A 25,768-nucleotide genomic window follows, 5' to 3' on the forward strand; every position below is an offset into this window, starting at 1 on the left:
CTAAAGTAGCCGTTGATGTCAGAGAACCGAATCCTTCGCCGGGCGAGCTACGGCCCGTCGAGCCCCGAGATCGGCACCCGGGGTACCACCACGCGGCGAAAGATCGTCGACGTCTCGCTTGTGCTGTTCGGTGAACTCGGCTTTTTCAACACCTCCGTGGATGCGATCGCCAAGGCGGCCGGGGTCTCGCGAGCCACTCTGTACCAGTATTTCCCGGGCAAGGACGAGATCTTCCTGGAGCTGATGGACGAGTGTGGCAGCGCACTGTTGCGTGTGACCCGCCGCATCGGCCCGCTCGGGCCCACCCCCACGGGTTTCGACAATCTGAACTGGTGGCTCGGCGAGTGGAGCTGGGTCTTCGAACGCTATTCGACGATGTTCGTGCAGTGGGCCAATGTGGCCGCCACCGAAAGCGTGGTGCAGCCGGAGATCGACCGTTTCGTCGGCAAATACCAGCATCAGCTGGCGAATCGCTTGGCCGACGCGGAACTCGACGGGCTCGACCCGGAATTCGCCGCGATGGCGATGATGGCGGTCGTACACCGGGTGAATCTCTACCTGCACACCGACCGCGCCCACGGCCGCAGCATCGAATCGGTGGTCGATGCCCTGTCGGTCTTCCTGCAGCTGGTGTTCTTCCCGGATACACCCGCGAACGTCTTCGATACCTTGCCGCTGCGCGTCGACTCGGCGCAGGTCATCACTATCCCGCCGATACCGTCGGCGCGGGGAATAACGATCGAGGAACGCACGCGTGATCTCAGCACGCGCGCCCGGCGTACCGTCGAGCGGCTCGTAGCCGCGGGTGCGGCGCAGTTCGCAGCTCGTGGGTACCACCGCGCCAATGTAGACGATATCGTCGCCGCGGCCGGCTACGCCCGCGGCACTTTCTACAAATACTTCAACGAAAAGCAGGACCTGTTGCTCACGGTCAGCGCCGAGGCGGGTGCCACGGCGATCACCCTGGGCGACGAACTGCGTCATCTGCGCCCGCCCGCTGCCGACCCTGCCGCGTTCCGCGGCTGGCTGTCGAGATTCGTGGAGTTCGAGGCGGAGTTCGGCGGGGTCATCGATGTCTGGACCGAACGCGGGACCGAACGGTCGCTGGTCGCCGATCTGGCCGCCTATGGCGAAGCTATGACCGATTCCGCGATCCTGGATTTTCTCAGCACCGTCGATCGGCCCGACATTCCGTTCGATCCCATCGCCTCGGTGCTGATCTTCCGCGCCATCATGGAGCGGCTGGCCCGCGCGTCACAAGAGATCGAGACTCCTCTCGACCCCGAGCAGATCGTGGATCTGATGTCCGCGGTGATAGAGCGCGGATTCTTCTCGCGCGCCCGAAACTGACCTCGACGCAGCCCGGCGCTCAAATGGTGCCGGCGGAGCGGAACCGCTGAATCTCGGCCGCGGAGAAACCCAGTTCGCGCAGGACCGCCTCGGTATGGGCGCCGACGGCCGGGACGGGATCCATCCGGGGTTCCACGCCGTCGAGCGCCGCGGGCGGCAGCAGCGCTCGGATATCACCGCCGGGAGTATCCACCTGGCGCCAGCGATCGCGCGCGGCCAGAACCGGATGCTCCCATACCTGAGTCATATCGTTGATCCGGGCGGTCGCGATGGCCGCCGATTCCAGGCGCGCTATCAGCGCCTGGGTGGTGAGGCTGTTCGTCACGGCGGCGATGATCGACTCGAGTTCGTCGCGATGGGCCACCCGGCCGGGATTTGTCGCGAATCGCGGATCGGTGATCAGCTCCGGCCGCTCGAGCACCTCGGCGCACAGTCGCTGCCATTCCCGATCGTTCTGCACCGCCAGCAGGACCGTCCCGCCGTCACCGGCGGTGAACGGGCCGTAGGGCGCGATGGTCGCGTGCCGGGCCCCGGTCCGCACCGGGGCCGTGCCACCGTAGCGGGCGTAGTAGAGCGGCGAGCCCATCCATTCGACCAATGCTTCGAACAGCGATACCGACACCGCCCGCACCCGTCCGGTCGTGGCCCGGGTGTACAGGGCGGTCAGGATGCCGGAGAACGCGAAACTTCCGGCGGCGATATCCGCCACCGAGATACCGGCCTTCGCGATGTCGGCGTCCGAACCGGTCACCGACAGCAGGCCCGCCTCCGCCTGGACCAGCAGGTCGTAGGCCTTGCGCGACTGCCAGGGTCCGTCACCGCCATATCCGGAGATTCCGCACGGAATGACAGTGGGATACCGCTGCGCCAGCCGATCCACGCCCAGGCCCATCCGGGCCACCGCACCCGGCCCGAGATTCTGCACGAAGACGTCGGCACCAGCGAGCAACCGGTGCAGCACCTCCCGGCCGTTCTCGGATTTCAGATCGAGCGTCAACGATTCCTTGGACCGGTTGAGCCAGGCGAAGTAGCTGGACTGGCCGAGCACCGTGGTGTCGTATCCCCTGGCGAAATCCCCTGCACCCGGTCGTTCGATCTTGATCACCCTGGCCCCGAGGTCGGCCAGCTGCCGCGTGGCGTACGGGGCCGCGACCGCTTGTTCCAGGCTGACGACGACCACGCCTTCCAGCGGCAATTCGCCCATCGAATTCTCCCTGCTCATACGGTGCGAGCGCTTGGTGGCCGAAGCCTCCGCGATGGCACTCGAAATGACATACATTGTCAGATCGACACTATAGATGTTTTATAGGGCTGGCAAGAATGACCGGACGACAGCCTACTGTGCGCAGTATCAGGGGATTTCGACTGAGAGCAGCAGTAGTCGACCAATATAGACAAGCTGTCAGATCATCGCTTACTGTGGTGTGACACAGACCCCCTAACACATCATCTGGTCGTGCCGGAACGCGCCGGTCCCGGCACCGGCTCGCCCGGTCGGCCCGCGCGGAAGAGGCCGCACCGAACTATGCCGATCGGAACACACGATGACGATCTCCCTCCTCCTCGACATGGCGGTTGCCGCCAATCCGGACCGCGTCGCCCTCACCGCGGGTGACCGGTCGCTGACCTACCAGCAATTCAGCGATCTGGTCCAGGGCGTCGGCTCCGCATTGCGCCGATCCGGCGCCGAGCACATCGTCTATCTGGGCGGCTCGGGTGTCGAACTGCCCGCACTGCTGTGGGGCGCCGCCCACGCCGGAATCCCGTTCGTCCCGGTGAACTACCGGCTCGAGGCCGGCCGGCTGGTCCGGCTCATCGAGCGGGTCGGCAACGCACTCGTCGTCGCCGCTCCGCGCTACGCCGAGTCGGTCGCCCACGCCGGTGCCACCGTCGAGACCACGGACGCATTCTTCGCGCGCGCGGCGACCGGTGCGCTGCCGATCGCCGACGTCGATCCCGAGAGTCCGGCGGTCATCCTGTTCACCAGCGGAACCACCTCGGAGCCCAAGGCGGTCCTGCTGCGTCACAGCAATCTGCTCAGCTACGTCATGGGCACCGTCGAATTCGGTTCGGCGGATCCGGCGGACGCCACGTTGGTGAGTGTGCCGCCGTACCACATCGCGGGGATCGGAACGATCCTGACGAACTTCTACGCGGGCCGCCGCATCGTGTACCTACCCGATTTCGACGCGCGGGAGTGGTTGCGCCTGGTCCGCGAGGAGGCCGTCACCTCGGCCATGGTGGTGCCCACCATGCTCGACCGGATCGTGTCCGCGGTGGACGGGGCGGTCGCCGACGCCCCGGCGCTGCGATCGCTGTCCTACGGCGGCGCGCGCATGCCGCGCCCCACGCTGGAGGCGGCGCTACGAGCATTCCCCGGTACCGGATTCGTCAACGCCTACGGTCTCACCGAAACCAGCTCGACCATCGCACTGCTGGGCCCCGAAGACCACCGGGCCGCGATGGACAGCGACGATCCCGCCGTGCGCGCCCGGCTCGGCTCGATCGGGCGTCCGGTGCCCGATATCGAGATTCTCATTCGCGACGCCGACGGCAGTCCGGTGGCTCCCGGCGAACAGGGTGAACTCTGGGTTCGCGGGCCACAGGTCTCGGGCGAGTACATGGGCTCGGGCTCGGTGCTCGACGCGGAAGGCTGGTTCCCCACCCGCGACCTGGCCTATCAGGACGGCGAAGGCTTCTTGTACATCGTCGGCCGCAACGACGACACGATCATTCGCGGCGGCGAGAACATCGCCCCGGCCGAAATCGAGGACGTCCTCATCGACCACCCGGCCGTGCGCTCGGTCGCGGTGGTCGGAATTCCCGATGAGCACTGGGGCCAGGCGATTCTCGCCGCCGTGGTCCCCGAAGGCGATGAGCTGCCCGACCCCGAGCAGCTGTTCGAATTCGTGCGCTCGCGGCTGCGTTCTTCACGCACGCCCGACCACCTCGTCTTCCGCAGCGAGCTGCCGGCCACCCCGACCGGAAAGATCCTGCGCAAGGACATCGCCGCCGATTATCTCGCGGACGCGGCCGCCGATTCGGTCCGCTGATCCGCACCCCGGAAAGGAGTAGCAATGGTAAAGCCCGGAACCCGGTTACGGAGTCAGGTCTGCAACACGGAGGTGATCGTGGTGCGCGCCGGTGACAACGCCGCGGAATTGCGTTGCGGCGGGGCGCCGATGGTCGATCTGGACCGGCCTCGGGAATCGGGGGCGAGCCCGGCCGCGGAGTTCTCCGGCGGCACCCTCATCGGCAAGCGCTACGTGGATGCCGAGGGCACCATCGAGGTGCTGGTGACCAAGCCGGGCGAGGGCTCGCTGTCCCTGGGCGACACCGCGCTGTCGGTCAAGACCGCGAAACCCCTGCCCGCCAGTGACTGACCTGGTACAGGCAGGCGGTGCGGGCCCCTTGGCCGGTGTGCGAGTGGTCGAGCTCGCCGCCATCGGTCCCGCACCGCACGCCGCGATGACACTGGCCGATCTGGGTGCCGACGTGGTGCTGATCGACCGCCGATTTCCCGGCGCGACCGGCCACCGGCCCGCTCAGCAGCGCGGGCGCACCCTGGTCGAAGCCGACCTCAAGCACCCGGCCGACCGTGAGCAGATCCTGTCCCTCATCGAACGAGCCGACGTGCTGCTCGAGGGTTTCCGGCCCGGGGTCACCGAGCGCCTCGGCATCGGGCCGCCGGTTGCGCTCGAGCGCAACCCGCGGTTGATCTACGGCCGCGTCACCGGCTGGGGACAAACCGGTCCACGCGCCCAGCAGGCCGGCCATGATCTCAACTACATCTCGATCACCGGACTACTGCACGCCGTGGGTCGTGCGGATCAGCGGCCGGTTCCGCCGCTGAACCTGTTCGGCGATTTCGGTGGCGGCTCGATGTCGCTGGTCGTCGGCGTGCTGGCGGCACTGGTCGAGCGGCAGCGTTCCGGCCGGGGCCAGGTCGTCGACGCCGCGATGGTCAACGGGGCCCCGGCGCTGGGTCATCTGCTGTGGTCGATGCGCGCCTCCGGACGCTGGTCCGATGAGCGCGGCACCAATATCTTCGACGGTTCCGCGCCGTTCTACGACACCTACGAATGCAGCGACGGACGCTATGTCGCGGTGGCGGCGCTGGAGCCGAAGTTCTATGCCGAACTGCTGCGAATCCTCGATCTGGAGCCGGAAACCCTGGGCCCGCAACGAGATCCGGAAGGCTGGGTGAAGATGCGCAAGGTCTTCGCCGAGAAGTTCGCGACCCGCTCCCGCGACGATTGGGCGAACATGTTCGACGGCACCGACGCGTGTGTGACACCCGTGCTGACGATGACCGAAGCCCAGGACGACGAGCATATGCGCGCCCGCGGCGTATTCGTCGACATCGACGGCGCGGTGCAACCGGCACCCGCGCCGGTGTTCTCCCGCACTCCCCCGGCCGTCCCCGCACCACCGCCGCGGTGGCCGGTGGACATCGCATCAGTATGGAAATGAATCCGCCGCACGGCGGACCGGAAAAGATAGGGACCCAGGTGACCAATAGCCAGACCGAGGTCGCGGCGCCGACCGTTCTCGTCGAACGCCACGGCCATGTCCTGCTCATCACGCTCAATCGCCCGCAGGCCCGCAATGCCCTCAACGCCGAGATGTGCGTCCGGATCGGCGACGCGCTGGAAGCGGCCGACCGCGATCCGGAGATCCGCGCGGTCGTGCTCACCGGCGCCGGCGACAAGGCGTTCTGCGCCGGCGCCGATCTGAAGGCCATCTCGCGCGGGGAGGCGGTGATTCCGGAGGGGCGCGAGCACTGGGGACTGGCCGGTTACGTCTCGCATCCGATCAGCAAGCCGACCATCGCCGCGGTCAACGGTCCCGCCCTCGGTGGCGGGACCGAATTGGTGCTCGCCAGCGATCTGGCGATCGCCGCCGACACCGCGAGCTTCGGCCTGCCCGAGGTGACCCGCGGGCTGATCGCCGGTGCCGGTGGCGCGTTCCGGCTACCCACCCGGCTGCCGCAGGTAGTGGCGTTGGAGCTGCTGCTCACCGGCGATGCGATCAGTGCCGAGCGGGCCCTGGAACTGCATCTGGTCAACCGCGTGGTCCCTGCGGGGCAGGTGCTCGAGCAGGCGCTGGATCTGGCCCACCGGATCGCGGACAACGCACCGCTGGCGGTTCAGGCCACCAAGCGCATCGCCCTCGGGCAGAGCAGCGCCGGCGAGCGCCCCGGCGAGGATCGCGGCTGGGCCGCCACCACTGCGGAGTTGACCGCAGTCGCCTACTCCGAGGACGCGCAGGAGGGCCCGCGTGCCTTCGCCGAGAAGCGCAAGCCGGTGTGGAAGGGACGCTGACCCCCGCTGACTGTCGCCCCAGACCTCGACGACACGAAAAACGCTGGGTGCCCGGACATTTCGTCCAGGCACCCAGCGTTTTCCGTCTGCCGCGAAATCTCAGCGACGGGTGGCGGGGACGGGCCGGGCCCAGTCGACCCACGGGCCCCAATCGCGCGGTGCGGCCGGTTCCCGCACCGGCCCGGGCTCCTCACGGGCCCGCAGGTATTCGCGGACGAACTTCTTTCGCTCCGGCAGCAGCCACCAGCAGTCCATGCCCGACCAGTGGCCGTCCCCGGCGTAGGTGAGGATCGTCGTCGAGGTGAATTCCGCGGCGATACTGCCCCCATCGGGGCGGTCCGCGCGATGCACGCTGCGGAAGGCGACGCGGTCCCCGTCGGCGGCGTACCAGACCAGCGGTGAATAGACCGGAATCGAGCCGGCCAGACTCGACTCGACCAATTCCCGGATCGCCTCGGGGCCCACGGCGGCGCCCCGGTGCGGATCGTGGTATTTCGCATCCGCGGTGAACGAGTCGGCCCAGCTCGCCCAATCCCCGTGTATCGGGCCGGTCGAGTAGAAATGCCGGAAAGCGGTGTCGATCTCACTGCCCAGTTGTGTCATCGGTCAATTCCTCCACCAGGTCTCGGCCACATCTCGACGGCCCCAATTCGCCGGCACTGCGGTCCGACGCGGCCGCCATCCAGATGGCGCTGCAATTCAATGGCTCCGCACGCCGAAATCGATATCGGCGATACCGGAGAAGGGAACGAAACCCTCGCGGGTCACCCACGACGGTTCGGCGACGTGACCGGGTTCGGGACGCGCCCACGACACCCATGGTCCCCAGTCGCGGCGGCTCAAACGCTGCTGCGGGGTTTGCGGATACGCGTCGAGTGCGCGCTGATATCGCGCGGAGAAATCGGCCATCTCGCCAGTAGCCCAGATATCTTCCTCCGAACGCCACCGGCCGCCGCCGGCGTATTCGATGATCTGCAGCGACGGGAAGTCGATCGGCGCCGCACCCGGTTCCGGATTGTCGGCGCGATTGGCGATCTCGTACACCACCCGGCCGCCGTCGATCAGATACCACTTCAGCGGGCTGTACACCTGCGGGGCGGCGCCCATCGTCCCCTCCAGGAACCGCACGATTTCACCGGGGCCGGTGAACCGGCCGTAGTAGTGATCGGTGTAGACGGCGTCGTCGGTGAACAGATTCGCCCACGCCTGCCAGTCCTCGTAGACCAATCCGGTCATCACATAGTTGCGGAATGCGGCCTCGACCTCGCTCCGGTCGAATTCAGCCATCGTGACCCTCCTTGTTCCAGCGGATGCCATTCATCCGCGCGAGATAGCGAGCCCCATCCCGGTGATCCATTTCTCCACCGGTTCGTAGCAGACGCATTCGAACGGCTTCCCGGCACCGGCCGCGCCCGCGGCCATCCAGGTCCGGACCTCATTGGCCCCGACGCCGGCCTGTTCGGTGGCGACAGCGGCGAGCTCGGCCAGCCGGGTGGCGTCCCAGGTGGTCAGCGCGTCGAGGAAGGCGCGGTCCCACTCGGGCCGGATCTTCTTCTCGGCGGCGGCGTAGCCCGCGGCGATGATGCGCGCCCGTTCCTCATCGCTCATATCGTGGGTATCGACCTCCAGGCTCGGCGGGGAGTGCGAGAGCCCGCCGGTGCCGATCACCAGCACCCGCTCGTCGAGACCGTCGAGGAAATTCCCGACGGCGGCGCCGAATTCGAGTACGCGCCTCGGCGTCGGCAGCGGTGCCGTGGCGCAGTTGATCGGCACCGGAATCACCGGATAGGCGGCCAGGCCCTCGGTGAGATCGCGCAGCGGCTGTGCGAACGCGTGATCCAATTCGATATCGCGGCATACCGTGATATCGAATCCGGCGTCGAGCAGATGGTCCGCGAGCCCCCGCGCCGGCTCGGGCGGCACCCGCAATGCTCCTGCGGGCTGACCCGCCTCGGCCATGATCGAGGCACTGAGCGCGACCGCGAACGACGGCACCACCTTGCGGAAGGCGCGACGATGGTCACCGCCGAAGAGCACCACCACATCCGGTGCGAATTCCTCGACAAGGGCGCGTACCCGCGCCAGACCATCCCGGAACTCTTTGCCGTAGACATGTTCCACATCGCGCATCATTCCCGGACTGTGGCTCGCGCAGACGATCAGCCGATCCGGCCCCGACATATGCACTCCTTACTCTGTTCGTCGCACGTGCGTACGGCGGTGACCGCCCACGTGCGGCGTGGTTCTAGCGTCGAGTCGCCATTCCCGCATCGACGTTGAGGGTGCTTCCGGTGAACGAGCGCCCCGACTCCGTGATGAGAAAAACAATGGCCTCACTGACATCGCGCGGCTCGATCATCGGCAGGTCCGGTAACAGGGTCTGCATGGCATTGGCCAGGTTCGGATAGGCGCCGAGCACGTTGAACAGTTCCGGGTTCTGCGTCACCATCGGTGTCGCGCAATTGGTCGGCGCGACACCGTTCACCCGAATGTGGTACTGGGCAAGGTAATTCGCATACTGGCGCACCATTCCGGTCAGCGCGAGTTTCGCCATACCGTAGGCGTCGTCACCGCCCGTTCCGTTGCCGAGTCCCAACATGGCCGCCATCGAACTCGTCACCACGATATTGCCGTCCCGGTGCCCCTGCTCGCCCCGCTCGATCAGATGGGGCAAGGCGACACGAACCGTATTCCAGGGCCCGATCAGCAGCAGATCGATACCGGCGCGAAACACCTCGGCGGCATCTCTCTCGCCGGTATTGCTCAGCAGCACACCGGCATTGGCCAAGACGGTGTCGATATGACCGAACCGTTCGACGCCTGCGTCGAATGCGGACTGCAACGACGTGAGATCGCGGATGTCGGCCTTGCGGGCGAGCATGGACCGCCCCGTCTGCTCGACCAGTCGCACGGTCTCGTCGAGGTCTTCGGAGGTGCCGAGTTTGTATGGTACGAGGTCGATGTCGGCGCAGATATCGATGCCGACGATGTCGGCGCCCTCCTCCGCGCACCGAATCGCATGCGACCGGCCCTGACCGCGCGCGGCTCCGGTGACGAAGACGACCCTGTCTTCCAGCTTGCCCACTGCCTTGCCCATTTCTCTTGTCGCGGTAGTGATTCGGCGCCTGAAGGCGGCCAGATCAGATGACGGCCCCGGACTCCTTCAGGGCGATGATGCGGTCCCAGTCCAGCCCCAGTTCCTGCAGCACGTCGTCGGTGTGCTCCCCGTGGCCGGGCGCCGGGCGCAATGCCGCGGGTGTCTCGTCGAACTGGACGGGATTGGCCGCCAGCGCGAAGGTGTTTCCGTTGGCGTCGGTCACCTTCGGCAGATAGCCGTTGGCCGTCACCTGCGGATCATCGTGCAGTTCGAGGGCGGATTCGAAGGCATCCCACACCCCGTCGAAATCCTCCAACTGCTTGCGCCAATACTCGAGCGGCTGAGCTTCGAAGGTCCGGCGCAGTTCTGCGGTGCATTCGCGGCGGTTGGCGAAACGAACGCGAGCGTCGGCGAATCGGTCGTCGGAGACGAGATCGGACCGGCCGATGCGCGCACACAGATCGGGCCAGAATCGGTCCGACTGCAGCAGCACCAGTGCCAGGAACCGATTGTCCTGGGTGCGATAGATACTGGTCACCGGGTTCGGCATTTCATCGAGGTCGTATTTCGGGATGTTCGAGCCGATCACCTTGGACCCCACCACATCCGGACCCAGCTGCCACAGTGCGGTTCCCAGTAGTGATACGTCCACAACCGAGGCCTGCCCGGTGCGCTCGCGCCGGTACAGGGCGGCCGCGACACCGCCCGCGATGGCGAAACCTCCGAAGACATCGCCGAAGGCCGGCCGCTGGATCGGCGGATAGCTGCCGTCACCCGCGGCCAGCGCGTCACCGATGCCACCGCGCGCCCAGTAGGCCGCGAGGTCGAATCCGCCGCGATCGGCCTGCGGTCCCTTCGGCCCGTAACCGTGCCCGCGCGCGTAGATGATCTTCGGATTGCGCGCCCGGATCGCGTCGAGGTCGACGCCGAGGCGCTGCTGAGACCCGGGCAACAGATTCGTCGCGAAGACATCGGCCTGTTCGACGAGTTTGTACAGGATTTCCAGTCCTTGCGGGTTGGCGACGTCGAGTCCGACGCTGCGCTTCCCCCGGTTGGGCTGCTCGATGAAATGGTTGACCCCGGTCGCCCCGGCCACCACCCCGGAATTGACCAGTCCGCGCTGCGGGTCCCCGGTCTCCGGGTGTTCGATCTTGATGACGTCGGCGCCCCAGTCGGCCAGCACGGCGCCCGCGGACGGCACAAATGTCCACGCCGCGAGTTCGACGACTTTCACACCTTCGAGAATCGGCTCCATTGATCGGAGTCCTTTCTTCCTGCTCGTTCCGGAACAACCCCGCGAGGGATCAGCGGAATCCGACAACCTTTGTCTGGAGGTACTGTTCGAAACCTTCGCGACCGTTCTGGCGGCCCAGACCGCTCTGCTTGTAGCCGCCGTACGGTGAATCAGCGCCGTAGAACATTCCGCCGTTGACCATCAGCGTGCCGGTGCGGATGCCACGAGCGATCGCGTCGGCACGTTCGGGGTCGCCACCCCACACCGAGCCGGACAGCCCATACGGGCTGTCGTTGGCGATGCGGATCGCATCGCGGTCGTCCTCGAACGGGATCACCGAGAGGACCGGGCCGAAGATTTCCTCCCGCGCGATGGTCATCGTGTTGTCGACGTCGGCGAACACCGTGGGCTGCACGTAGTAGCCCTGCGAAAGATGCTCGGGGCGACCGCCCCCGACGGTGATCCTGGCGCCTTCCGACTCGCCCTTGCGGATGTAGTCGAGCACACGGTCGCGCTGGCGCGCGTTGACCAGCGGGCCGGAGAAATTGGCCGGATCGGTGGGATCGCCGTACGCGATACCACCGAATGTCGCGGTCGCGATCTCGACCGCTTCGGCGTAGCGGCTGCGCGGCACCAGCAACCGGGACGGTAGCGCACATCCCTGACCGGCGTGCATGCAGGCGATCATCGACTGCGGAATGACGGCACCGAAATCCGCGTCGTCGAGTACCACCATCGCGTTCTTGCCGCCGAGCTCGAGGAAGGTCCGTTTCAACGTCGCCGCCGACAACTCGACGATGCGTTTGCCCACGCCGGTCGAGCCGGTGAACGACACCATATCCACGCGCGGATCCACCAGTAGCTGCTCGGCGACTCCGTTGTCGGAGGTCGTCACCACGTTGAACACACCCGCCGGGATGTCGGTCCGCTCCGCGACGAGCCGGCCGATGCGGGCCGCGCCCCACGGGGTGTCCGGGGCAGGCTTGAGAACGACGGTATTGCCGGTGGCCAGGGCCGGTCCGATCTTGTTGAGCGCCACTTCGATCGGAAAGTTCCACGGCACGATGGCCGCGACGACGCCGATCGGCTCCTGCACCACGCGACGATGACTGACCGCGCCGAACAGCTCGGTGTCGGGAAGCGTTCGCTCCCACTCGAAATCATCGATGAGTTCAGCTGGATAGGCGATCGCGTCGGCCAGCGGCCAATCGAGCTGGGCCATATAGGTGATCGACACCGGCGATCCGGCTTCGGCGACGAGCTCGGTACGGAAGGCTTCCTTCTCGTCCTGCAGAGCCTCGTGCAGCTGACGCAGGCAGTGTTTGCGGAATTCGCGATCGGTGGCCCAGACACCGTCGTCGAATGCCGTCCGCGCCGCAGCGATCGCACGATCGACATCCGCCGCGCCGGCGTCGGCGGTATTGCCGATGACCTGCTCGGTCGCCGGATCGATGTTGTCATAGCGCGCGCCCGAGGCGGCATCGGTCAGGACGCCGGCGATCAGCATCCGCGCTTCTCCGCGGGTGATGTGTGATGTCGTGGGGGCTGTCATGATCTCCGAGGACCTCTCAATCACGCCTGCTGAGCAGCATGGCCCCGGCGACAGGGCCGCCGCCGACCGCCACCGCCACGAGCTCCGGAGTCTTGGGCGCCTGCCGATCGCCACCCTCACCCCACAGCTGGACGCAGGCTTCGTGCAGGAATCCCATGCCGTGCAGGCGGCCACCGGACAGCTGGCCGCCACTGGTGTTGAGCGGCAGCTCCCCGTCGAGAGCGATGCGATGCCCGCCCTCGACGAATTCACCGACGCGGCCGCGCTCGCAGAATCCCAGCGCCTCGAGCCACTGCACCGTCAGGAAGCTGAAGCCGTCGTAGAGCTGGGCCATATCGACATCGGCCGGGCGCAGGGTCGTGCGCTCCCACAGCGTCGTCGCGGCATCGTGCGCCGCCATCGTCGTGATGTCGGCGCGCTGGTCCCAGGTCGCGCGTTCGAACATGCCGGTGCCGACGGATTCGACTGTCAGCGGCGGCTTCGGCAGACCGGCGGCGGCCTCGCGCCGGGAGATGATCACCGCGCTGGCCCCGTCGCAGGGCACATCGCAGTCGTAGAGGCAGAACGGATCGGAGATCATCCGCGCCTCGAGGTAGTCCTCGAGCGACATGGGGGTGCGATAGACGGCGTCGGGATTGAGTCCGGCGTTGGTCCGGGCGTTCACCGCGATGGCGCCGAGCTGTTCGCGGGTGAGACCGAAGTCGTGCATATAGCGCTGGGCGGCCATAGCCAGCCAGTTCGCCGCCGACACCGCGCCGAAGGGGCCGAAATATTCCAGGTGATCGGGCAGCCGGCCGCTCCCGAACAGTACCGATGCGCGCCCGGCGGTCTGCGCGGTCGACTCCCATACCGATCGATACACCAGCACGTGGTCGGCCAGCCCGGTGGCTACCGCCATACAGGCATCGATCGCCGGGCCGATCTGCCCCGCGGTCTCCATACTGCTGGTGAACCACCGGCTGCGCAGTCCGAGTGCGTTGCGCAACTCGTGCACAGTGGCCCCGGAGAAACCGGGATCGGGTACGCCCGGACCGGGATAGCTGGCCACCCCGTCGATATCGTCGGGCTCGAGGCCCGCATCGGCGATGGCCCGCAGGGCGGCCTCGACGGTCAATTCCAGACCGCTGCGGCCAAGACGCCGCCCGACCTGAGACTTGCCGGCGCCGGTCACTACGGCCTTGCGTCCGAACAGACCGCTCGGCTCACTCATCGCTCACTCCTGCCGCGGGACGGAACAGCGGAAGCCAGACGTCGTCCCACTGCTCGAAGAACACCTCGACCTCGAGGCCGACCGACACCGTCTCCGGCACCACCCCGACCACATTGCTCACCACTCGGACATCGGGCTCTTCGGCCAGTTCGATCATCGCCACGACATAGGGCGGCGGAAATCCCGGAATCCAAGGCTGGCGATTGACGGTGAACGCGGCCACCCGGCCGCGGCCGGAAACCGGTTCGGGGGCCACATCGGTGCTCCGGCAGCGGAAACACGCCGCCGATCCGGGATGAAACCACCGCTGGCAACTGCGACACCGGTAGATCAGCAACCTCCCGTCGCGGCCGCCGGTCCAGAATGGTTCCGATACCGCCGTCGGCGCCGGCAGCAGCCGCACCTCCGGCCGCACGTATTCGACCGCGACCGCACCACCGTGCGACACACCCTCGGTCTGTTCCAACAAATCCAGTCACATCCCGTGTCCATGCGGCACGTCGTCACGATCGGCCACAACCACTTGATCCTCTTCACTGTAGAACCAATCTGACAGTAGCGTCAATGTTATGCGGGCACTTTGCGCCGGTAAAGTGCGATGCGTTTCGGCGCCATAGAGGTAGTCTGACACTGCGTCACTAATCCGCCGGCCAAAAGACAGGCCGGTCGGCCCGGCGGGGCCTGCACGAGCAGACGCACCGGAACAACCCACGGCACGTGTCGACGGTGCAGCCTTGGCGACATGATAGGAGTACAGCGCTCGGCGTCGGATCCAAATAGAGATAATCGCAATAACACCATAATTATTTAGCTGTATAAGCCCCTGAGTGACGTGCACCACCTCGACCGGACCGTCCAGCTCGCCCCACCAACCCCCGCGTACGCCGCGAGGGATCGCGCTGTGGCCGGTAGCGTTCTCGATCTCGGCGGCGCCGGCCGGCGCGAGCCGACAGAGAAGCCGCCCTCGCGCGGCGGTGTCCGTAGGGCGGCGCGTCCTCGGTTCATGGCCGCGCTGCTCGGCATCCGCGCCGATCCACATCGACCCGCCGCACCCCAATGTAGTATAAATAGTTAGTTAAATATGCTACTTCGAGCGCCCTAGCGCCGACGACCGAACAGGGGTTGTGGCAATGAGTTGGATCAGTTCACTAGGCACTTACCTGCCGCCATGGGGAACTGCGCAGCGGCGCACCGCCGGGGACGACGAGGATGCGGTCACGATGGCGGTCGAAGCCGGGTCCGCCGCCCGGCGAGGCGGCGGACAGATCGCCCGGGTCACCCTGGTCACCAGGGACTTTCCGCTCTTGGAGGGCGGTAGCGGAGCAGTCTTGCTGGCAGGACTCGGACTCGATCCCGACATCGAGGTCACCGAGCGCATCGGCGGCGCCCCCGCGGCGCTGGACGCGATCGCCACCGCGCGCCCGCGCACCCTGGTCATTGCCGTCGATCTGGAACCGGCCGGCGCCGCCGCGGCGGTCATCGGCGAGACCGGTCTCACCGTCCGTCCGGTGGCCCGGCTGGCCCGCAGCCTTCCGGTCCGGACCCGTGACGCCGCGGGCGCGACCCGTGACTACGGGGATCCGCGCCTGCTGCGCGAACGCGGAATCCTGCGATCGGTGCGGACCGCCTGGCCAGGTGAGGTGAGCGCGGTTGCTGGAGTGGATCACAAGACGGCCACCGCGCTGTCGAGTGCCACTGCGCCGCAACTGCCGACGACAGGCGCGTCCGCGGCCGTGTTCGCCCTGGCTCGGATGGCCGAAACCGGCACCGCGGGTGTACTTCTCGGTGTCGAACAGGCGACGGTGAGCGGTCTCGGTGTGGATGGCGGTACCGCATCGGTGGTGCGCAATGAACTCCGGGCGCGCCCGGTTCCGCGCGTCGTCCGGGCGCCGGGCCTCGACATCCCCATCTCGCTGGCCGCCTACGAGCGCGCCTTCGATGCCAAGCTGCGCTGGCAGGCCTCGCGCAACCCCGCCACCGGCGCGCTGGATTTCCCGCCGCGGCTGTCGATCGACACCGAGGGCCGCCTCGTCGAGCCGGCCGAGCTGGTGGAGTTGCCGCGCACCGGAACCGTCTACACGCAAGTCACGGTGCACGTGCCCGTCCCCGGCCTGCCCAGCCCGTATTCACTGGTCATCGTCGAACTGGACGGAGTCGCGGTGCGCGCTCTGGCGAAAACCACTGCCGCCGCATCCGGTTCGGTCGGCATCGGTGACCGTGGCCGCATGGTCCTGCGCCGGGTCGCGGTGCGTTCGGGCGTTCCCGACTACGGGTACGCCTTCATCCCCGACACCGCGCAACACACACAGAAGGAGATCGCATGAGAAGGGTCGCGATCGTCGGGGCGGGAATGACACCGTTCGGCGAACATTTCGGGCTGGGCATCAAAGATCTGCTGCCGATCGCCTTCGCGGAGTGTATCGCGAACGTGGACAAGGGCATCGCTCCCGCTGAGATCCAGGCGGCCTGGTTCGGCGAGCTGTCCACCACCGACGGCTTCCCGTCCGGGATCCTGGCCGACAGCTGCGGCCTGCTCGACATCCCGATAACTCGAGTCGAAAACGCCTGCGCCACAGGCAATGACGCGGTGCGCAACGCGCTGTTCGGGATCGCGTCGGGCGCCTTCGACACCGCCCTGGTGATGGGCGCCGACAAGGTCCGGGAGTCCGCGAGCAAGGACACCTTCTGGGAATGGGCCGGGATGACCCGCGATATGGCGTGGGACTATCCGCTCGGACTGATCGCCCCGGCGAATTTCGCGCTGCACGTGAGCCGCTATCTGCACGAATCCCCGGCCACCCGCGAACATATGGCGATGGTGGCGGTGAAGAATCACCGCCACGCGATGCCGAACCCGAAAGCCCAACTGCGGCAGGAGATCACCATCGAGCAGGTACTCAACGCGCCTATGGTGGTGGAGCCGTTCGGCCTCTACGACTGCACACCGCAGAGTGATGGCGCCGCGGCGCTGGTGCTGGCCGCCGAGGACGTGGTGGACCGCTATACCGATCGACCGGTGTGGATCCGGGGCGTGAGCCTGGGCGTCGATCGGGTGATGCATCAGCACAAAGCCGATATGACCACCTTCCCCGCCACCGTGCGAGCGGCGAAGGCCGCCTACGCCATGGCGGGCCTGACGCCCGGCGACATCGATGTGGCCGAGGTGCACGACTGCTTCACCGGTGTGGAACTGATCAGCTACGAGGACCTGGGATTCGCCGACCGGTTCGGGGCATACAAACTCATGGAGGCCGGCGCGACGATGATCGGCGGATCACTGCCGGTCAATCCCAGCGGCGGACTGAAGGCCAAGGGGCACCCGCCGGGGGCCACGGGCGTGGCGCAATGCTTCGAAATCTTCGAACAGCTGCGCGGTAGCGCCGCCAACCAGGTCGACGGCGCGCGGATCGGCTTGGCGCACAATATCGGCGGCCCCACCGCGGTCTCCGCGGTCACCGTCCTCGGACGAGATCGGGCCTGACCCGAGCGGGACCGGATCGCGCTGCCCGCCCCGGCCGCGTCCCCCACCGGGCGCGCGGCCGGGCGGCGGCCTAAGGCAGCACGTCGAGGACCGACTCCTCCGGGTCCTCGATCATGAAGTTCTTGACCTGGGCCAGATGTTTACGCCAGAAGGTTTCGGCCTTGACGGCGTCCTTGTCCCGGATCAACTGCACGAGTTTGACGTGTGCCCGGTGCGCTGCCGCGGCCTTGGCTTCGGCGCCGGTGTCACCGCGGTGCTCACGCAGGAAGTTCTCGACGTGGCTTTCGATGATCGTCGAGACGATGTCGAGCAGCACGATCATCGTCTGATTGCCTGCCAGCTGCATCAGTGTGCGGTGGAATTCCAGGTCGTATCCCTTACCGAAGGCCGGCGGGTCACTCAGCAGCGCTTCGCCTTTGGCAAGCATGTCGTCGAGGGCTCGCAGGTCGGCCGCGGTTCGCTTGCGCGCCAATGCGGCCACCGCTGCCACCTCGAGATTGGCCCGGGCCTCGTGCACGTCGGCGAGGGTGGCCTTGCGGTACTGCAACAGGGTGCCGGCGTAGCGAGCGGCCGCGGATACGTCGGGCATCATCACCCGGCCGCCACCGCGCGCACCGCGCCGCACCTGAATCACCTGTTCGGACTCCAGGATTCGGAATGCCTCGCGCAGGGTGGGACGCGACACGCCGAATCGCTCCATGAGGTCGGTCTCCGATGGCAGCGCGTCGCCCTCGCGCAGTTCACCGGTGACGATCTGACGGCGCAATTGGGCGGCCACCATCTCACCGGCCTTCGGCACGCGGACGACCGACGTCGACAGTGGCATCGCAGACATGAATTCCTCCGGTATGGGTCAGCTGATACCACTATTATCACCTATCCACCTGTATCCGGTGCCAACCGACCGTCATTCGGCCCAGGGGTCGAACCACCGATCGGCGGGTGCTAACGCACCTCGGCACCGGCGCAGATCCCCCTCGCCCGGCCGAGCCGCTGACGGGAGCGCCCGGACGCCGCAGTTGACGAAACTGTCCGCATTCCCGCCCGCCCCGGACGCGCAGCGCCGGATCCCGCACCGGAATCTCCTAGACTGGCCCCATCATGAACGATTCATCGGCGCCCGCACTCGACGACGACAACAGCCGGACCGACGACCCCCGGCTGGGCGCCCGCGCGGCGCGCACGCGCAACGCCATCCTGGAGGCGTCCAAACAGCTGTTCCTGGAACGCGGCTATTCGGGCACCCGGATCAACAACATCACCGATGCTTGCGGGATCTCGCGGGCCGGTTTCTACACCTACTTCCGCGATAAGCGCGAAATCTTCAACACCCTGGGCGAGGAGACCTATCACGAGTTGCTCGACGTGGTCGCACGCTGGGACGCCATTGCCCAGCCGTGCACTCGCGAGGACGTCGAGACCTGGGTGCGCGGCTATTTCGCCTTCATGGACAAGCACGGGGCCTTCATCCTGTCGGCCCAACCGGGCCCTTCCGACGAAGATGTCAAGATGGCCAGCACCCGGATGCAGATGCGAGTGGTGTGGCTGCTCGGGATGAATCTGCGCAACCGCCAGCGCCACCCGGCCGCCGCACCGGAGGCGCTGGGACTGTGCGTCCAGGCCATGCTGGACCGATCCTGGTATCTGAGCCACACCCAGCAACAGCTGCCGGTGGATCCCGACGACATCGTCCGCACCGCAAGCGATTTCCTGATGGCGATCCTGACCGCCTGAGCCCGGTCCGGTTACGCGCGCGGAGCCGACGCGGCCCAGGCGGTGGTCAGGTCGTCGACAGTGACGATTTCGGCCAGCATAGCCATCGTATTGCGCAGCACCTGCTCGGCGTACTCGGCCGGGGTGCCCATCGCCGCGTCGCGCGCGACCACCACCCGGAATCCCTCCTCGCTCGCATCGGCCGCGGTCAACGGCAGGGCCACATTCAGCGAGACCCCCGCCAGCACAACAGTGTGAATTCCCATGCTGCGCAGCACCGGAAGAAGTTCCGTACCGTGTGTGGGCGAGAGACCCTGATGCCGGCCGAGCACGAAGTCGGCCGGATCCAACAGCTCCGCGACGACTTGGGTGGACGGGTCCCCCGGCCCCCACCCGGCGGCCCGGTCCAGTGCACGCCACAACGGCGCCTGCCCGGGCGCACCGGCACCGAGGAATCCTTCGAACGTCGCGTGCACCACCGGGATACCGGCGGTCCGGGCGCCGGCCAGCAGCCGCGCGATACTCGACACGACGGCCCGTACATCGGCGGCCAGCGCAGGAAGAACCGATTCGGGCCCGATCACGCCGTTCTGACATTCGACGCATACGACGGCGACTCCGGTGGGATCGGCCCCCGCCCGGGTGGCGCGGGCGCCGGATCCACTTCCGCTACTCTTACTTGACGTCATCGTCAAACCCTATCGAAAGTGGGTTCTTGTTTGTATAGCAACAGGAGATTTTCGTAGGATCCCGCCCATACCCGTCCGGAACGGGCCAGTTTGTCACTATCGTCAATTAAAGTCCGGAGCTCGCCGTCGGCAGCTGCCGGGAAAGGCGTCCGCATGAGTTACCGCTACATCCGCTACGAAACTCTCGAACAGGGCCGCATCGCACGCATCACCCTGAACCGGCCGCAGGCGCGCAACGCCCAGAACCGTGGGATGCTGGTGGAATTGGGCGAGGCCTTCGAACGCGCCGAAGCCGACGACACAGTCCGCGTGGTGGTTCTGTGCGGCGACGGTCCCGCATTCTCGGCCGGACACGATCTGGGCACCGCCGAGAGCGTCGCCGAACGCGAGCCCGGACCCGACCAGCATCCGAGTTTCCAATGCAACGGAGGCACTCTCGACGGCGCCGAATCGCGGCTGCGTCAAGAGTGGCATTACTATTTCGAAACACCAAGCGCTGGCGACAGCTGCGCAAGATCACCATCGCCCAGGTGCACGGCAAAGTCCTTTCGGCCGGACTCATGCTGGCGTGGTGCTGCGATCTCATCGTGGCCGCCGAGGGCACTGTCTTCGCCGATGTGGTCGGCACCCGGCTCGGCATGTGCGGCGTCGAATATTTCGCCCACCCGTGGGAGTTCGGCCCACGCAAAGCCAAAGAGCTACTGCTGACCGGCGATTCGATCGACGCCGAACAGGCGTATGCGCTCGGCATGGTGAGCAAGATCTTCCCCGCCGAAAGCGTATCGGAGCGAACGGTCGAATTCGCGGCCCGCATCGGCAAGGTCCCGTCGATGGCCGCGCTGCTGATCAAGGATTCGGTCAACCAGGCACAGGACGCCCAGGGCTTCAGCACCGCGCTGGACGCCTGCTTCACGATCCATCAGCTCAACCACGCCCATTGGAGTGAGATCGCGCGCGGCGAAACCTACGTCGGCACGGTCGACTACGGACTGGAGGACTGGCGGGCGGCACCCGCGCTGCGGCCCGCGGACAAGAACACACCGTGACGACCGCCGCCCCGTGTAGACCGAGCGCCGCCGGATATTCCGGCGGCGCATCAGGTTTCACAGCCGCAGCGCCGATTCAGATCTTCGGCAGGGGACTGCCGGGCGGCGGCTCCCGGAACAGCGACTCCTGAGCCAGGGTGGCCACCGTGGCGCCGTCGGCCCGGCGAACCGTTCCGGTGTAGAGCCCCCGCCCTCCGGCCACCGTCCGCGGGAGCAGGTCCACCAGCACCCACTCGTCCAATCGCGCCGGGCGATGGAACCACACGGTGTGGTCGAGAGTCGAACCCGCCCACTGCGCGCCGCCGGGCACATCCACCAGACCACTTGACGTATCGGACAGATAGGTCAGCACACAGGCGTGCACGAGCGGCGAATCCGGCAGCTCGATCGCGCTGCGAGCCCAGAACTGGCTCGGCCACGGAGTGGAGCGGGTTCGCTGCGGTGGCACTCGCGCCTGCATCGACCACATGCGCTCGAATTCCCACTCGGGCAGCAACTCCGGCGCTGCGATGTCGGGCATCGGCTCGACCTCGTGGTCCGCGTCGCGCCGCGGCGTCGCGAACGACGCGGACATCGTGAAGATGACTTCGCCATCCTGCAGTGCGGTCACCCGGCGCGCCGAATACGACCGGCCGTCACGGTCCCGGTCGACCCGGAACAGCACCGGCCGCGCCGCACTGCCGCCGCGCAGGTAGTAGCAGTGCAGCGAATGCGGCAATCGCCCCGGTGGTACCGCCCGCCCGGCGGCGTACAGGGCCTGCGCGGCGACCTGCCCCCCGTACAGCGAGAACGGCTCGTCGAAAAGCACGACCGAACGATGCAGATCGCGATCGATCTGCTCCAGCTCCAGCAGATCCAGCAGCGTCGCAGACGCTATCGGTGCCGACTCCAGCGACATCTCACACCTTTCTCGGCACACACCCGCGCGCCGGGCCGACCGGGTCGTCAACCGGCGTGTGCCATACCGCTCATCGAATACCAGTGTGGCACACTGTATTTCGATTACGCGGGGACGGGCACGCTATCACCGGCGGGGTTGCGCACCGGAAGCCCGAGCAGACGACGTGCGTTGTCACCCATGAAGTCGCGGGTGCGCCGCTCGTCCATGCCCTCGGCGTATTTGTAGAAGCCACGCGGTTCGGTCAGGCCCTCCGGATGCGGAAAGTCGGAGCCGAACAGCACCTTGTCCCAGCCTACGGTGTGCACCACATCGGCGACCTTGCCCTCCCAGAACGGGCTGACCCAGATGTTGCGGCGGAACACCTCGTGCGGATGCTCGTCGAAGGCCTGCGGCATTTTGGCATACGTGGCCTCGAAATCGTCGAACAGCGGCTGGATCCAGGCGCTGCCGTTCTCCACACTGGCCACGCGCAATTTCGGGAACCGGGTCAGCGTGCCGTGGCAGATGAGACTGGTCATCATGTCGGCGATTTCGCGGTGCCCCAGCGTGATCCAGCGGAACGCGCTCGTCTCCAGGTGGTTGTTGGTTTCCGGCGGTTCCCACTGGTTGATGTAGCCGTCCAGCGGCGGCTGACTGGCGTGGAATACCACCGGAATCCCCGCCTGCTCGACATCACTCCAGAACGGGTCGAACTCCGGCAGCGCCGGTGAGCGCCAGCCCCGCAGGCCCTTCACCGGAGCCGGCTTCATCAGCACTACCTTGGCCCCGTTCTCCACGACGTAGGCCAGTTCCCGGCGGGCGTCGTCGACCATGGCGGCGCTGATCACCGGTGTCATGAACAGCCGATCCTGATGGGTGTAGCCCCAGGTGTCGAGCATCCAACGGTTCAGCGCGTGGATCACCGCGACCACCAGTTCGGGGTCCTCGGCCGCGGAGTGCTCGACCAGATTGGCCAGCGTCGGATAGATCAGCGCCTCGTCGACACCCTGCCGGTCGAGTTCGGCGATGCGGGGTCCGGGCTCCCGGAACGAGGGTTCGGCATCGATGCCGACCGACAGCTCGCGCAGCGATTTGCCCTCGACGTTCTGACCCGCGAAGAACTTCTCCCACGATCCCGGCGCGGCCACCCGGTCGAATGTCGGGTTCGGGATGTATTCGGTGATCCGGCCGAGGATCGCGATCCGCGCCGCGTTCCCGACCTGCACGAATTGCACTGCGCGGCGGTACTTCTCAGGTAGATAGCGGGTCAGCGCGTCCGGCGTCTCGTACATGTGCTGATCGGCGTCGAAGATCGGCGCGTCGGTGAACTGTGTCATGGGATGTCCCCTGTCCGAAAATGCGGTTGCTGCGGCATGGCCACTGAGTCGATCTCTACGATAGAACCAACTTGACGAAAGTGTCAAGTTTATAGAGGCTGTTTAGCGGCTATATATCGCACAATATTCCCAACACTCTGATCTAATCGTCAACCGCAGTGCCGTTACGGCCCATACAGCATAATAAGTTAGCTGTATCGGATCGGTTCCGCCGACGAAGGGAAGACGATGTCCGCACAGGAGCAGCCCAAACCACCCTCGGGCGACTGGCTCGGCACTCCGTATCTTCGCTTCGAGCGCGACGGCGTATTCGCCGTCTGCACGGTGGACCGGCCGGAGGCACGCAACGCGCTGACCCCGGCGATGTACTTCGGTCTGCGGTACGTGATCAACCGGGTCGACCGCGATCCGGCCGTGGCCGGACTGCTGCTGACCGGCACGGGCGACACCTTCGTCCCGGGCGGCGACCTCGGCAAGAGCGGCGCCGACGACTGGCTGGATTTCGAAACCGCGCTCGGAATGGACGTCACGCCGTTCGATACGCTGCGCCGTTCGGCCAAGCCCGTGGTGTGCGCGGTCAACGGCCTGTGCCAGGGCGGCGGCCTGATGATCGCTCTGTGCAGTGATCTGGCGGTGGTCAGCGACCGGGCGAGTTTCCGCGTCCCGGAACTGTTGCGCGGCATCGCCGATACCTACTACGCCCAGGTGCTCGCACGCGTGGTTGGCGTCGTGCGCGCCCGCGACTTGCTACTCACCGGGCGCACATTGTCCGCGCAGGAGGCACTGGACTGGGGGCTCGTTTCGCGGGTGGTGCCGCACGACGAACTTCTCGGCGCCGCGACCGAAGCCTTGGCCCAGATCTGCCGGACCGCGCCGGACGCGCGCCGGGAGATCAAGGCCAGTCTGGACGGCTACCTCGGGCATTTCGCTCGTATCGCGATGGAGTCCAGCCTCGCCGGGCCCGAAGCACTGGAAGGCTTGCAGGCATTCAAGCAGCGCCGCTCACCGCACTGGGTGCCCGCCGAATTGCGCCGCGACGGCCGGCTGTGAACTCTCAGCCGAGCAGATCCAGCACGCTGGTCGCCGCATCGTCACCGAGAACGTAGCCCTCGGCTTCGCCGAGGTGACGGTGCCACAGCTCCTCGGCCGCGCGCGCATCTCGCTCACGGATGAGCTCCACCAGCTTGCGATGGACCCTGCCGGTGTCGCGCCGGGCCCGCTCGGCGGAGGGACCACTGTCGGGTTGCAGTGTCACGTTGGCGGTCTCGATGATGTGATGCACCATCTCCGAGAGCAGGGTCAGGGTTTCGTTACCGGCCAGCCGGACCACCAGCTGATGGAATTCGCCGTGCAGCCGGATCGACCGCGACGGGTCGTATTCGTCGTCGTAGCGGTCGAGCGCCTCGGTCAGCGCGGCCAGATCAGCCGCGGACCGGCGCACCGCCAACCGGCCGACGCTCGGCACCTCGAGCGCGGCACGTGCTTCGTAGACGTCTTTGACCGAGGCACCCTGATACTCGAGGATGAAACCCGCGTAGCGGGCGGCGACTTCACGCCGCGGCGGCTGCACGCGCGCCCCGCCGTTGGCGCCGCGGCGGATGACGATCAGCCGTTCGGACTCCAGCACCCGATACGCCTCGCGCAGGGTCGGACGCGACACCCCGAATCGGCTCATCAGCTCCGTCTCGGACGACAGCGCCTCACCTTCTGACAATTCGCCCCGGATGATGCGGCGGCGCAGTTCGGCAGCGACGAGTTCGGCCATCTTGGGCACCCGGACGCGCTGAGTCGTGCCGCGAGCCGGGGACCGCTGGGCCCCACGCGACGCCCCGGTCGGGGAATCGACTGCCACGCTTACCTCCCACCGCCGAACGATACTTTAAATGAATCATATAATAGAACTAATTGGGCGCACTGTGGACATGGCGGCGGTCTCTGCCGTCGCGAGCTCAACTCGCCGCGCCCACCGGCGCCGCAGCGGCCGCAAGGAGGCGGTAGAACCGGCAAGCGTTCAGCTCCACGACCCGGCCGACGTGGGCCCGCCCGGGGGGGCGGGCCCAGGTCACGCGCTCACCGCGGGGTGAACCGCTGCGCACCGTCGAGCCGGATGGTCTCGCCGTTGAGGTATGCGTTTTCCAGGATGTGGCGCGCGAGCGCACCGTATTCCTCCGGCTTTCCCAGCCGCCGCGGATTCGGGATGTTGGCGGCGAATTTGGCCAGTGCCTCGTCGCCGACGGACTCCATGATCGGCGTGCGCATCGTGCCCGGCGCGATAGTGACCACCCGGATGCCCAGGGACCCGAGGTCGCGGGCTGCCACGATGGTCATGCCGACCACACCGGCCTTGGCCGCCGAGTAGGCGATCTGGCCGATCTGCCCCTCGAAGGCGGCGATGCTGGCCGTGGCCACGATGGCGCCGCGCTGCCCGTCCTCGTCGGGCTCGGTCCCGGCGATGGCCGCCGCCGCGATGCGCAGCACGTTGTACGTGCCGGTCAGATACAGGTCGATCGTCTTGGTGAAGCCCGTCAAGCTCGCCGGGTTGCCATCCTTGCCGATCACCTTCTCGGCGACGCCGAAACCACCGTGCGCCACCACCGCGTACCGGAAGGTGCCGAGCTTGCCGGCCTCGGCCACCGCGTTGCGCACGCTGTCCTCGTCGGTCACGTCGGTGCGCACGTACTTGGCCTTGGAGCCGAGGTCGGCAGCGAGTTTCTCGGCCTTCTCGTCGGCGAGATCGGCGATGACCACCGCGGCACCGGCCGCGGCGACCTCCCGGACCACGGCCTCACCGAGTCCGCCCGCGCCACCGGTCACCAACACCACACTGTCGGCCAGATTCATATTTGCTCCTCGTC

General features: G+C 67.0%; 24 protein-coding genes and 1 pseudogene. 10 read left to right on the plus strand and 15 right to left on the minus strand.

Translation table 11 applies throughout. The features are described from left to right. The first annotated feature begins 15 nt into the window (after positions 1 to 15). A complete protein-coding gene (locus tag NN2_RS01780) occupies positions 16 to 1,350 on the plus strand; it encodes a TetR/AcrR family transcriptional regulator (protein WP_063009693.1) in 1,335 nt (444 codons plus the stop codon). A 19-nt stretch (positions 1,351 to 1,369) separates the two neighbouring features. Here NN2_RS01780 and NN2_RS01785 read toward each other — a convergent pair whose 3' ends face one another. Further along, entirely contained in the window at positions 1,370 to 2,554 is a 1,185-nt protein-coding gene (locus NN2_RS01785) for a CaiB/BaiF CoA transferase family protein (RefSeq protein ID WP_063009895.1), read from the minus strand. A 340-nt stretch (positions 2,555 to 2,894) separates the two neighbouring features. Here NN2_RS01785 and NN2_RS01790 point away from each other — a divergent pair, with 340 nt between their 5' ends. From NN2_RS01790 to NN2_RS01805, 4 genes are read left to right on the plus strand one after another with little or no spacing between them, the layout of a single operon-like run. Then, on the plus strand, positions 2,895 to 4,403 hold the full coding sequence (locus tag NN2_RS01790; protein WP_063009695.1) for a class I adenylate-forming enzyme family protein: 1,509 nt from the start codon (positions 2,895 to 2,897) through the stop codon (positions 4,401 to 4,403). A gap of 24 nt (positions 4,404 to 4,427) precedes the next feature. After that, positions 4,428 to 4,733: a hypothetical protein gene (locus tag NN2_RS01795; RefSeq protein ID WP_063009697.1), complete on the plus strand. Its 306-nt coding sequence runs from the start codon at positions 4,428 to 4,430 to the stop codon at positions 4,731 to 4,733. Next, positions 4,726 to 5,823 (plus strand): CaiB/BaiF CoA transferase family protein, encoded by a 1,098-nt coding sequence (locus tag NN2_RS01800; protein ID WP_281207541.1) that lies wholly within the window; start codon positions 4,726 to 4,728, stop codon positions 5,821 to 5,823. Before NN2_RS01795 ends, NN2_RS01800 begins: the two co-directional genes overlap by 8 nt. Next, on the plus strand, positions 5,820 to 6,674 hold the full coding sequence (locus tag NN2_RS01805; RefSeq protein WP_104365522.1) for a crotonase/enoyl-CoA hydratase family protein: 855 nt from the start codon (positions 5,820 to 5,822) through the stop codon (positions 6,672 to 6,674). The genes NN2_RS01800 and NN2_RS01805 overlap by 4 nt, the downstream gene beginning before the upstream one ends. A gap of 99 nt (positions 6,675 to 6,773) precedes the next feature. Here NN2_RS01805 and NN2_RS01810 read toward each other — a convergent pair whose 3' ends face one another. The 8 genes from NN2_RS01810 to NN2_RS01845 all read right to left on the minus strand — a co-directional run bounded on the left by NN2_RS01810 (position 6,774) and on the right by NN2_RS01845 (position 14,236). After that, a complete protein-coding gene (locus NN2_RS01810) occupies positions 6,774 to 7,277 on the minus strand; it encodes a nuclear transport factor 2 family protein (RefSeq protein WP_063009699.1) in 504 nt (167 codons plus the stop codon). A 96-nt stretch (positions 7,278 to 7,373) separates the two neighbouring features. Then, on the minus strand, positions 7,374 to 7,961 hold the full coding sequence (locus NN2_RS01815; protein ID WP_063009701.1) for a nuclear transport factor 2 family protein: 588 nt from the start codon (positions 7,959 to 7,961) through the stop codon (positions 7,374 to 7,376). Positions 7,962 to 7,991: 30 nt separating this feature from the next. Beyond that, positions 7,992 to 8,855 (minus strand): 3-carboxyethylcatechol 2,3-dioxygenase, encoded by an 864-nt coding sequence (locus NN2_RS01820; RefSeq protein WP_174554940.1) that lies wholly within the window; start codon positions 8,853 to 8,855, stop codon positions 7,992 to 7,994. 64 nt (positions 8,856 to 8,919) lie between these two features. Next, a complete protein-coding gene (locus NN2_RS01825) occupies positions 8,920 to 9,759 on the minus strand; it encodes a mycofactocin-coupled SDR family oxidoreductase (RefSeq protein ID WP_063009903.1) in 840 nt (279 codons plus the stop codon). A gap of 55 nt (positions 9,760 to 9,814) precedes the next feature. Continuing rightward, positions 9,815 to 11,026 carry a CaiB/BaiF CoA transferase family protein gene (locus NN2_RS01830; protein WP_063009703.1) on the minus strand — a complete coding sequence of 404 codons (1,212 nt, stop codon included), beginning with the start codon at positions 11,024 to 11,026 and terminating at the stop codon, positions 9,815 to 9,817. Between the two features lie 49 nt (positions 11,027 to 11,075). Next, the gene (locus NN2_RS01835; protein WP_063009705.1) at positions 11,076 to 12,557 is read right to left on the minus strand and encodes an aldehyde dehydrogenase family protein; all 1,482 of its coding nucleotides are present in this window, start codon (positions 12,555 to 12,557) and stop codon (positions 11,076 to 11,078) included. Between the two features lie 16 nt (positions 12,558 to 12,573). Further along, on the minus strand, positions 12,574 to 13,767 hold the full coding sequence (locus tag NN2_RS01840; RefSeq protein WP_063009707.1) for a thiolase family protein: 1,194 nt from the start codon (positions 13,765 to 13,767) through the stop codon (positions 12,574 to 12,576). Further along, complete coding sequence (locus tag NN2_RS01845; RefSeq protein WP_369689947.1) at positions 13,760 to 14,236, minus strand: Zn-ribbon domain-containing OB-fold protein; 477 nt, start codon at positions 14,234 to 14,236, stop codon at positions 13,760 to 13,762. Before NN2_RS01845 ends, NN2_RS01840 begins: the two co-directional genes overlap by 8 nt. A gap of 661 nt (positions 14,237 to 14,897) precedes the next feature. On the opposite strand from NN2_RS01845, the gene NN2_RS01850 reads away from it, so the two are divergent. Both NN2_RS01850 and NN2_RS01855 read left to right on the plus strand, forming a co-directional pair. Continuing rightward, positions 14,898 to 16,091, plus strand: a complete 1,194-nt coding sequence (locus tag NN2_RS01850; protein WP_063009710.1) for an OB-fold domain-containing protein — start codon at positions 14,898 to 14,900, stop codon at positions 16,089 to 16,091. Then, positions 16,088 to 17,248, plus strand: a complete 1,161-nt coding sequence (locus NN2_RS01855; RefSeq protein WP_063009712.1) for a thiolase C-terminal domain-containing protein — start codon at positions 16,088 to 16,090, stop codon at positions 17,246 to 17,248. The genes NN2_RS01850 and NN2_RS01855 overlap by 4 nt, the downstream gene beginning before the upstream one ends. Positions 17,249 to 17,318: 70 nt before the next feature. Here the strand turns inward: NN2_RS01855 and NN2_RS01860 are convergent, their stop codons facing one another. After that, complete coding sequence (locus NN2_RS01860) at positions 17,319 to 18,083, minus strand: FadR/GntR family transcriptional regulator (protein WP_063009714.1); 765 nt, start codon at positions 18,081 to 18,083, stop codon at positions 17,319 to 17,321. 266 nt (positions 18,084 to 18,349) lie between these two features. Here NN2_RS01860 and NN2_RS01865 point away from each other — a divergent pair, with 266 nt between their 5' ends. Continuing rightward, complete coding sequence (locus tag NN2_RS01865) at positions 18,350 to 18,982, plus strand: TetR/AcrR family transcriptional regulator (RefSeq protein ID WP_063009716.1); 633 nt, start codon at positions 18,350 to 18,352, stop codon at positions 18,980 to 18,982. Between the two features lie 11 nt (positions 18,983 to 18,993). Here NN2_RS01865 and NN2_RS01870 read toward each other — a convergent pair whose 3' ends face one another. Then, the gene (locus tag NN2_RS01870) at positions 18,994 to 19,650 is read right to left on the minus strand and encodes a cysteine hydrolase family protein (RefSeq protein WP_082856636.1); all 657 of its coding nucleotides are present in this window, start codon (positions 19,648 to 19,650) and stop codon (positions 18,994 to 18,996) included. A 137-nt stretch (positions 19,651 to 19,787) separates the two neighbouring features. Between NN2_RS01870 and NN2_RS01875 the strand changes: the two are divergent. After that, a pseudogene (locus tag NN2_RS01875) lies at positions 19,788 to 20,696 on the plus strand (enoyl-CoA hydratase); the annotation flags it as partial. Between the two features lie 76 nt (positions 20,697 to 20,772). On the opposite strand, the gene NN2_RS01880 reads toward NN2_RS01875, so the two are convergent. Together NN2_RS01880 and NN2_RS01885 are read right to left on the minus strand one after the other, a co-directional pair. Next, positions 20,773 to 21,594, minus strand: coding sequence for an acyl-CoA thioesterase (locus tag NN2_RS01880; protein ID WP_063009720.1), 822 nt, complete (start codon positions 21,592 to 21,594; stop codon positions 20,773 to 20,775). A 104-nt stretch (positions 21,595 to 21,698) separates the two neighbouring features. Further along, complete coding sequence (locus NN2_RS01885) at positions 21,699 to 22,913, minus strand: amidohydrolase family protein (protein ID WP_063009722.1); 1,215 nt, start codon at positions 22,911 to 22,913, stop codon at positions 21,699 to 21,701. Between the two features lie 228 nt (positions 22,914 to 23,141). Here NN2_RS01885 and NN2_RS01890 point away from each other — a divergent pair, with 228 nt between their 5' ends. Then, on the plus strand, positions 23,142 to 23,963 hold the full coding sequence (locus NN2_RS01890) for an enoyl-CoA hydratase/isomerase family protein (RefSeq protein WP_063009724.1): 822 nt from the start codon (positions 23,142 to 23,144) through the stop codon (positions 23,961 to 23,963). Positions 23,964 to 23,967: 4 nt separating this feature from the next. Here NN2_RS01890 and NN2_RS01895 read toward each other — a convergent pair whose 3' ends face one another. Then, positions 23,968 to 24,765, minus strand: a complete 798-nt coding sequence (locus NN2_RS01895) for a FadR/GntR family transcriptional regulator (RefSeq protein WP_369689948.1) — start codon at positions 24,763 to 24,765, stop codon at positions 23,968 to 23,970. 218 nt (positions 24,766 to 24,983) lie between these two features. Next, a complete protein-coding gene (locus NN2_RS01900; RefSeq protein ID WP_063009728.1) occupies positions 24,984 to 25,754 on the minus strand; it encodes an SDR family NAD(P)-dependent oxidoreductase in 771 nt (256 codons plus the stop codon). Positions 25,755 to 25,768: the final 14 nt, after the last annotated feature.

Origin of the sequence: Nocardia nova NBRC 15556 (assembly GCF_001613005.1) — a bacterium.
Classification (GTDB): Bacteria; Actinomycetota; Actinomycetes; order Mycobacteriales; family Mycobacteriaceae; genus Nocardia; species Nocardia nova.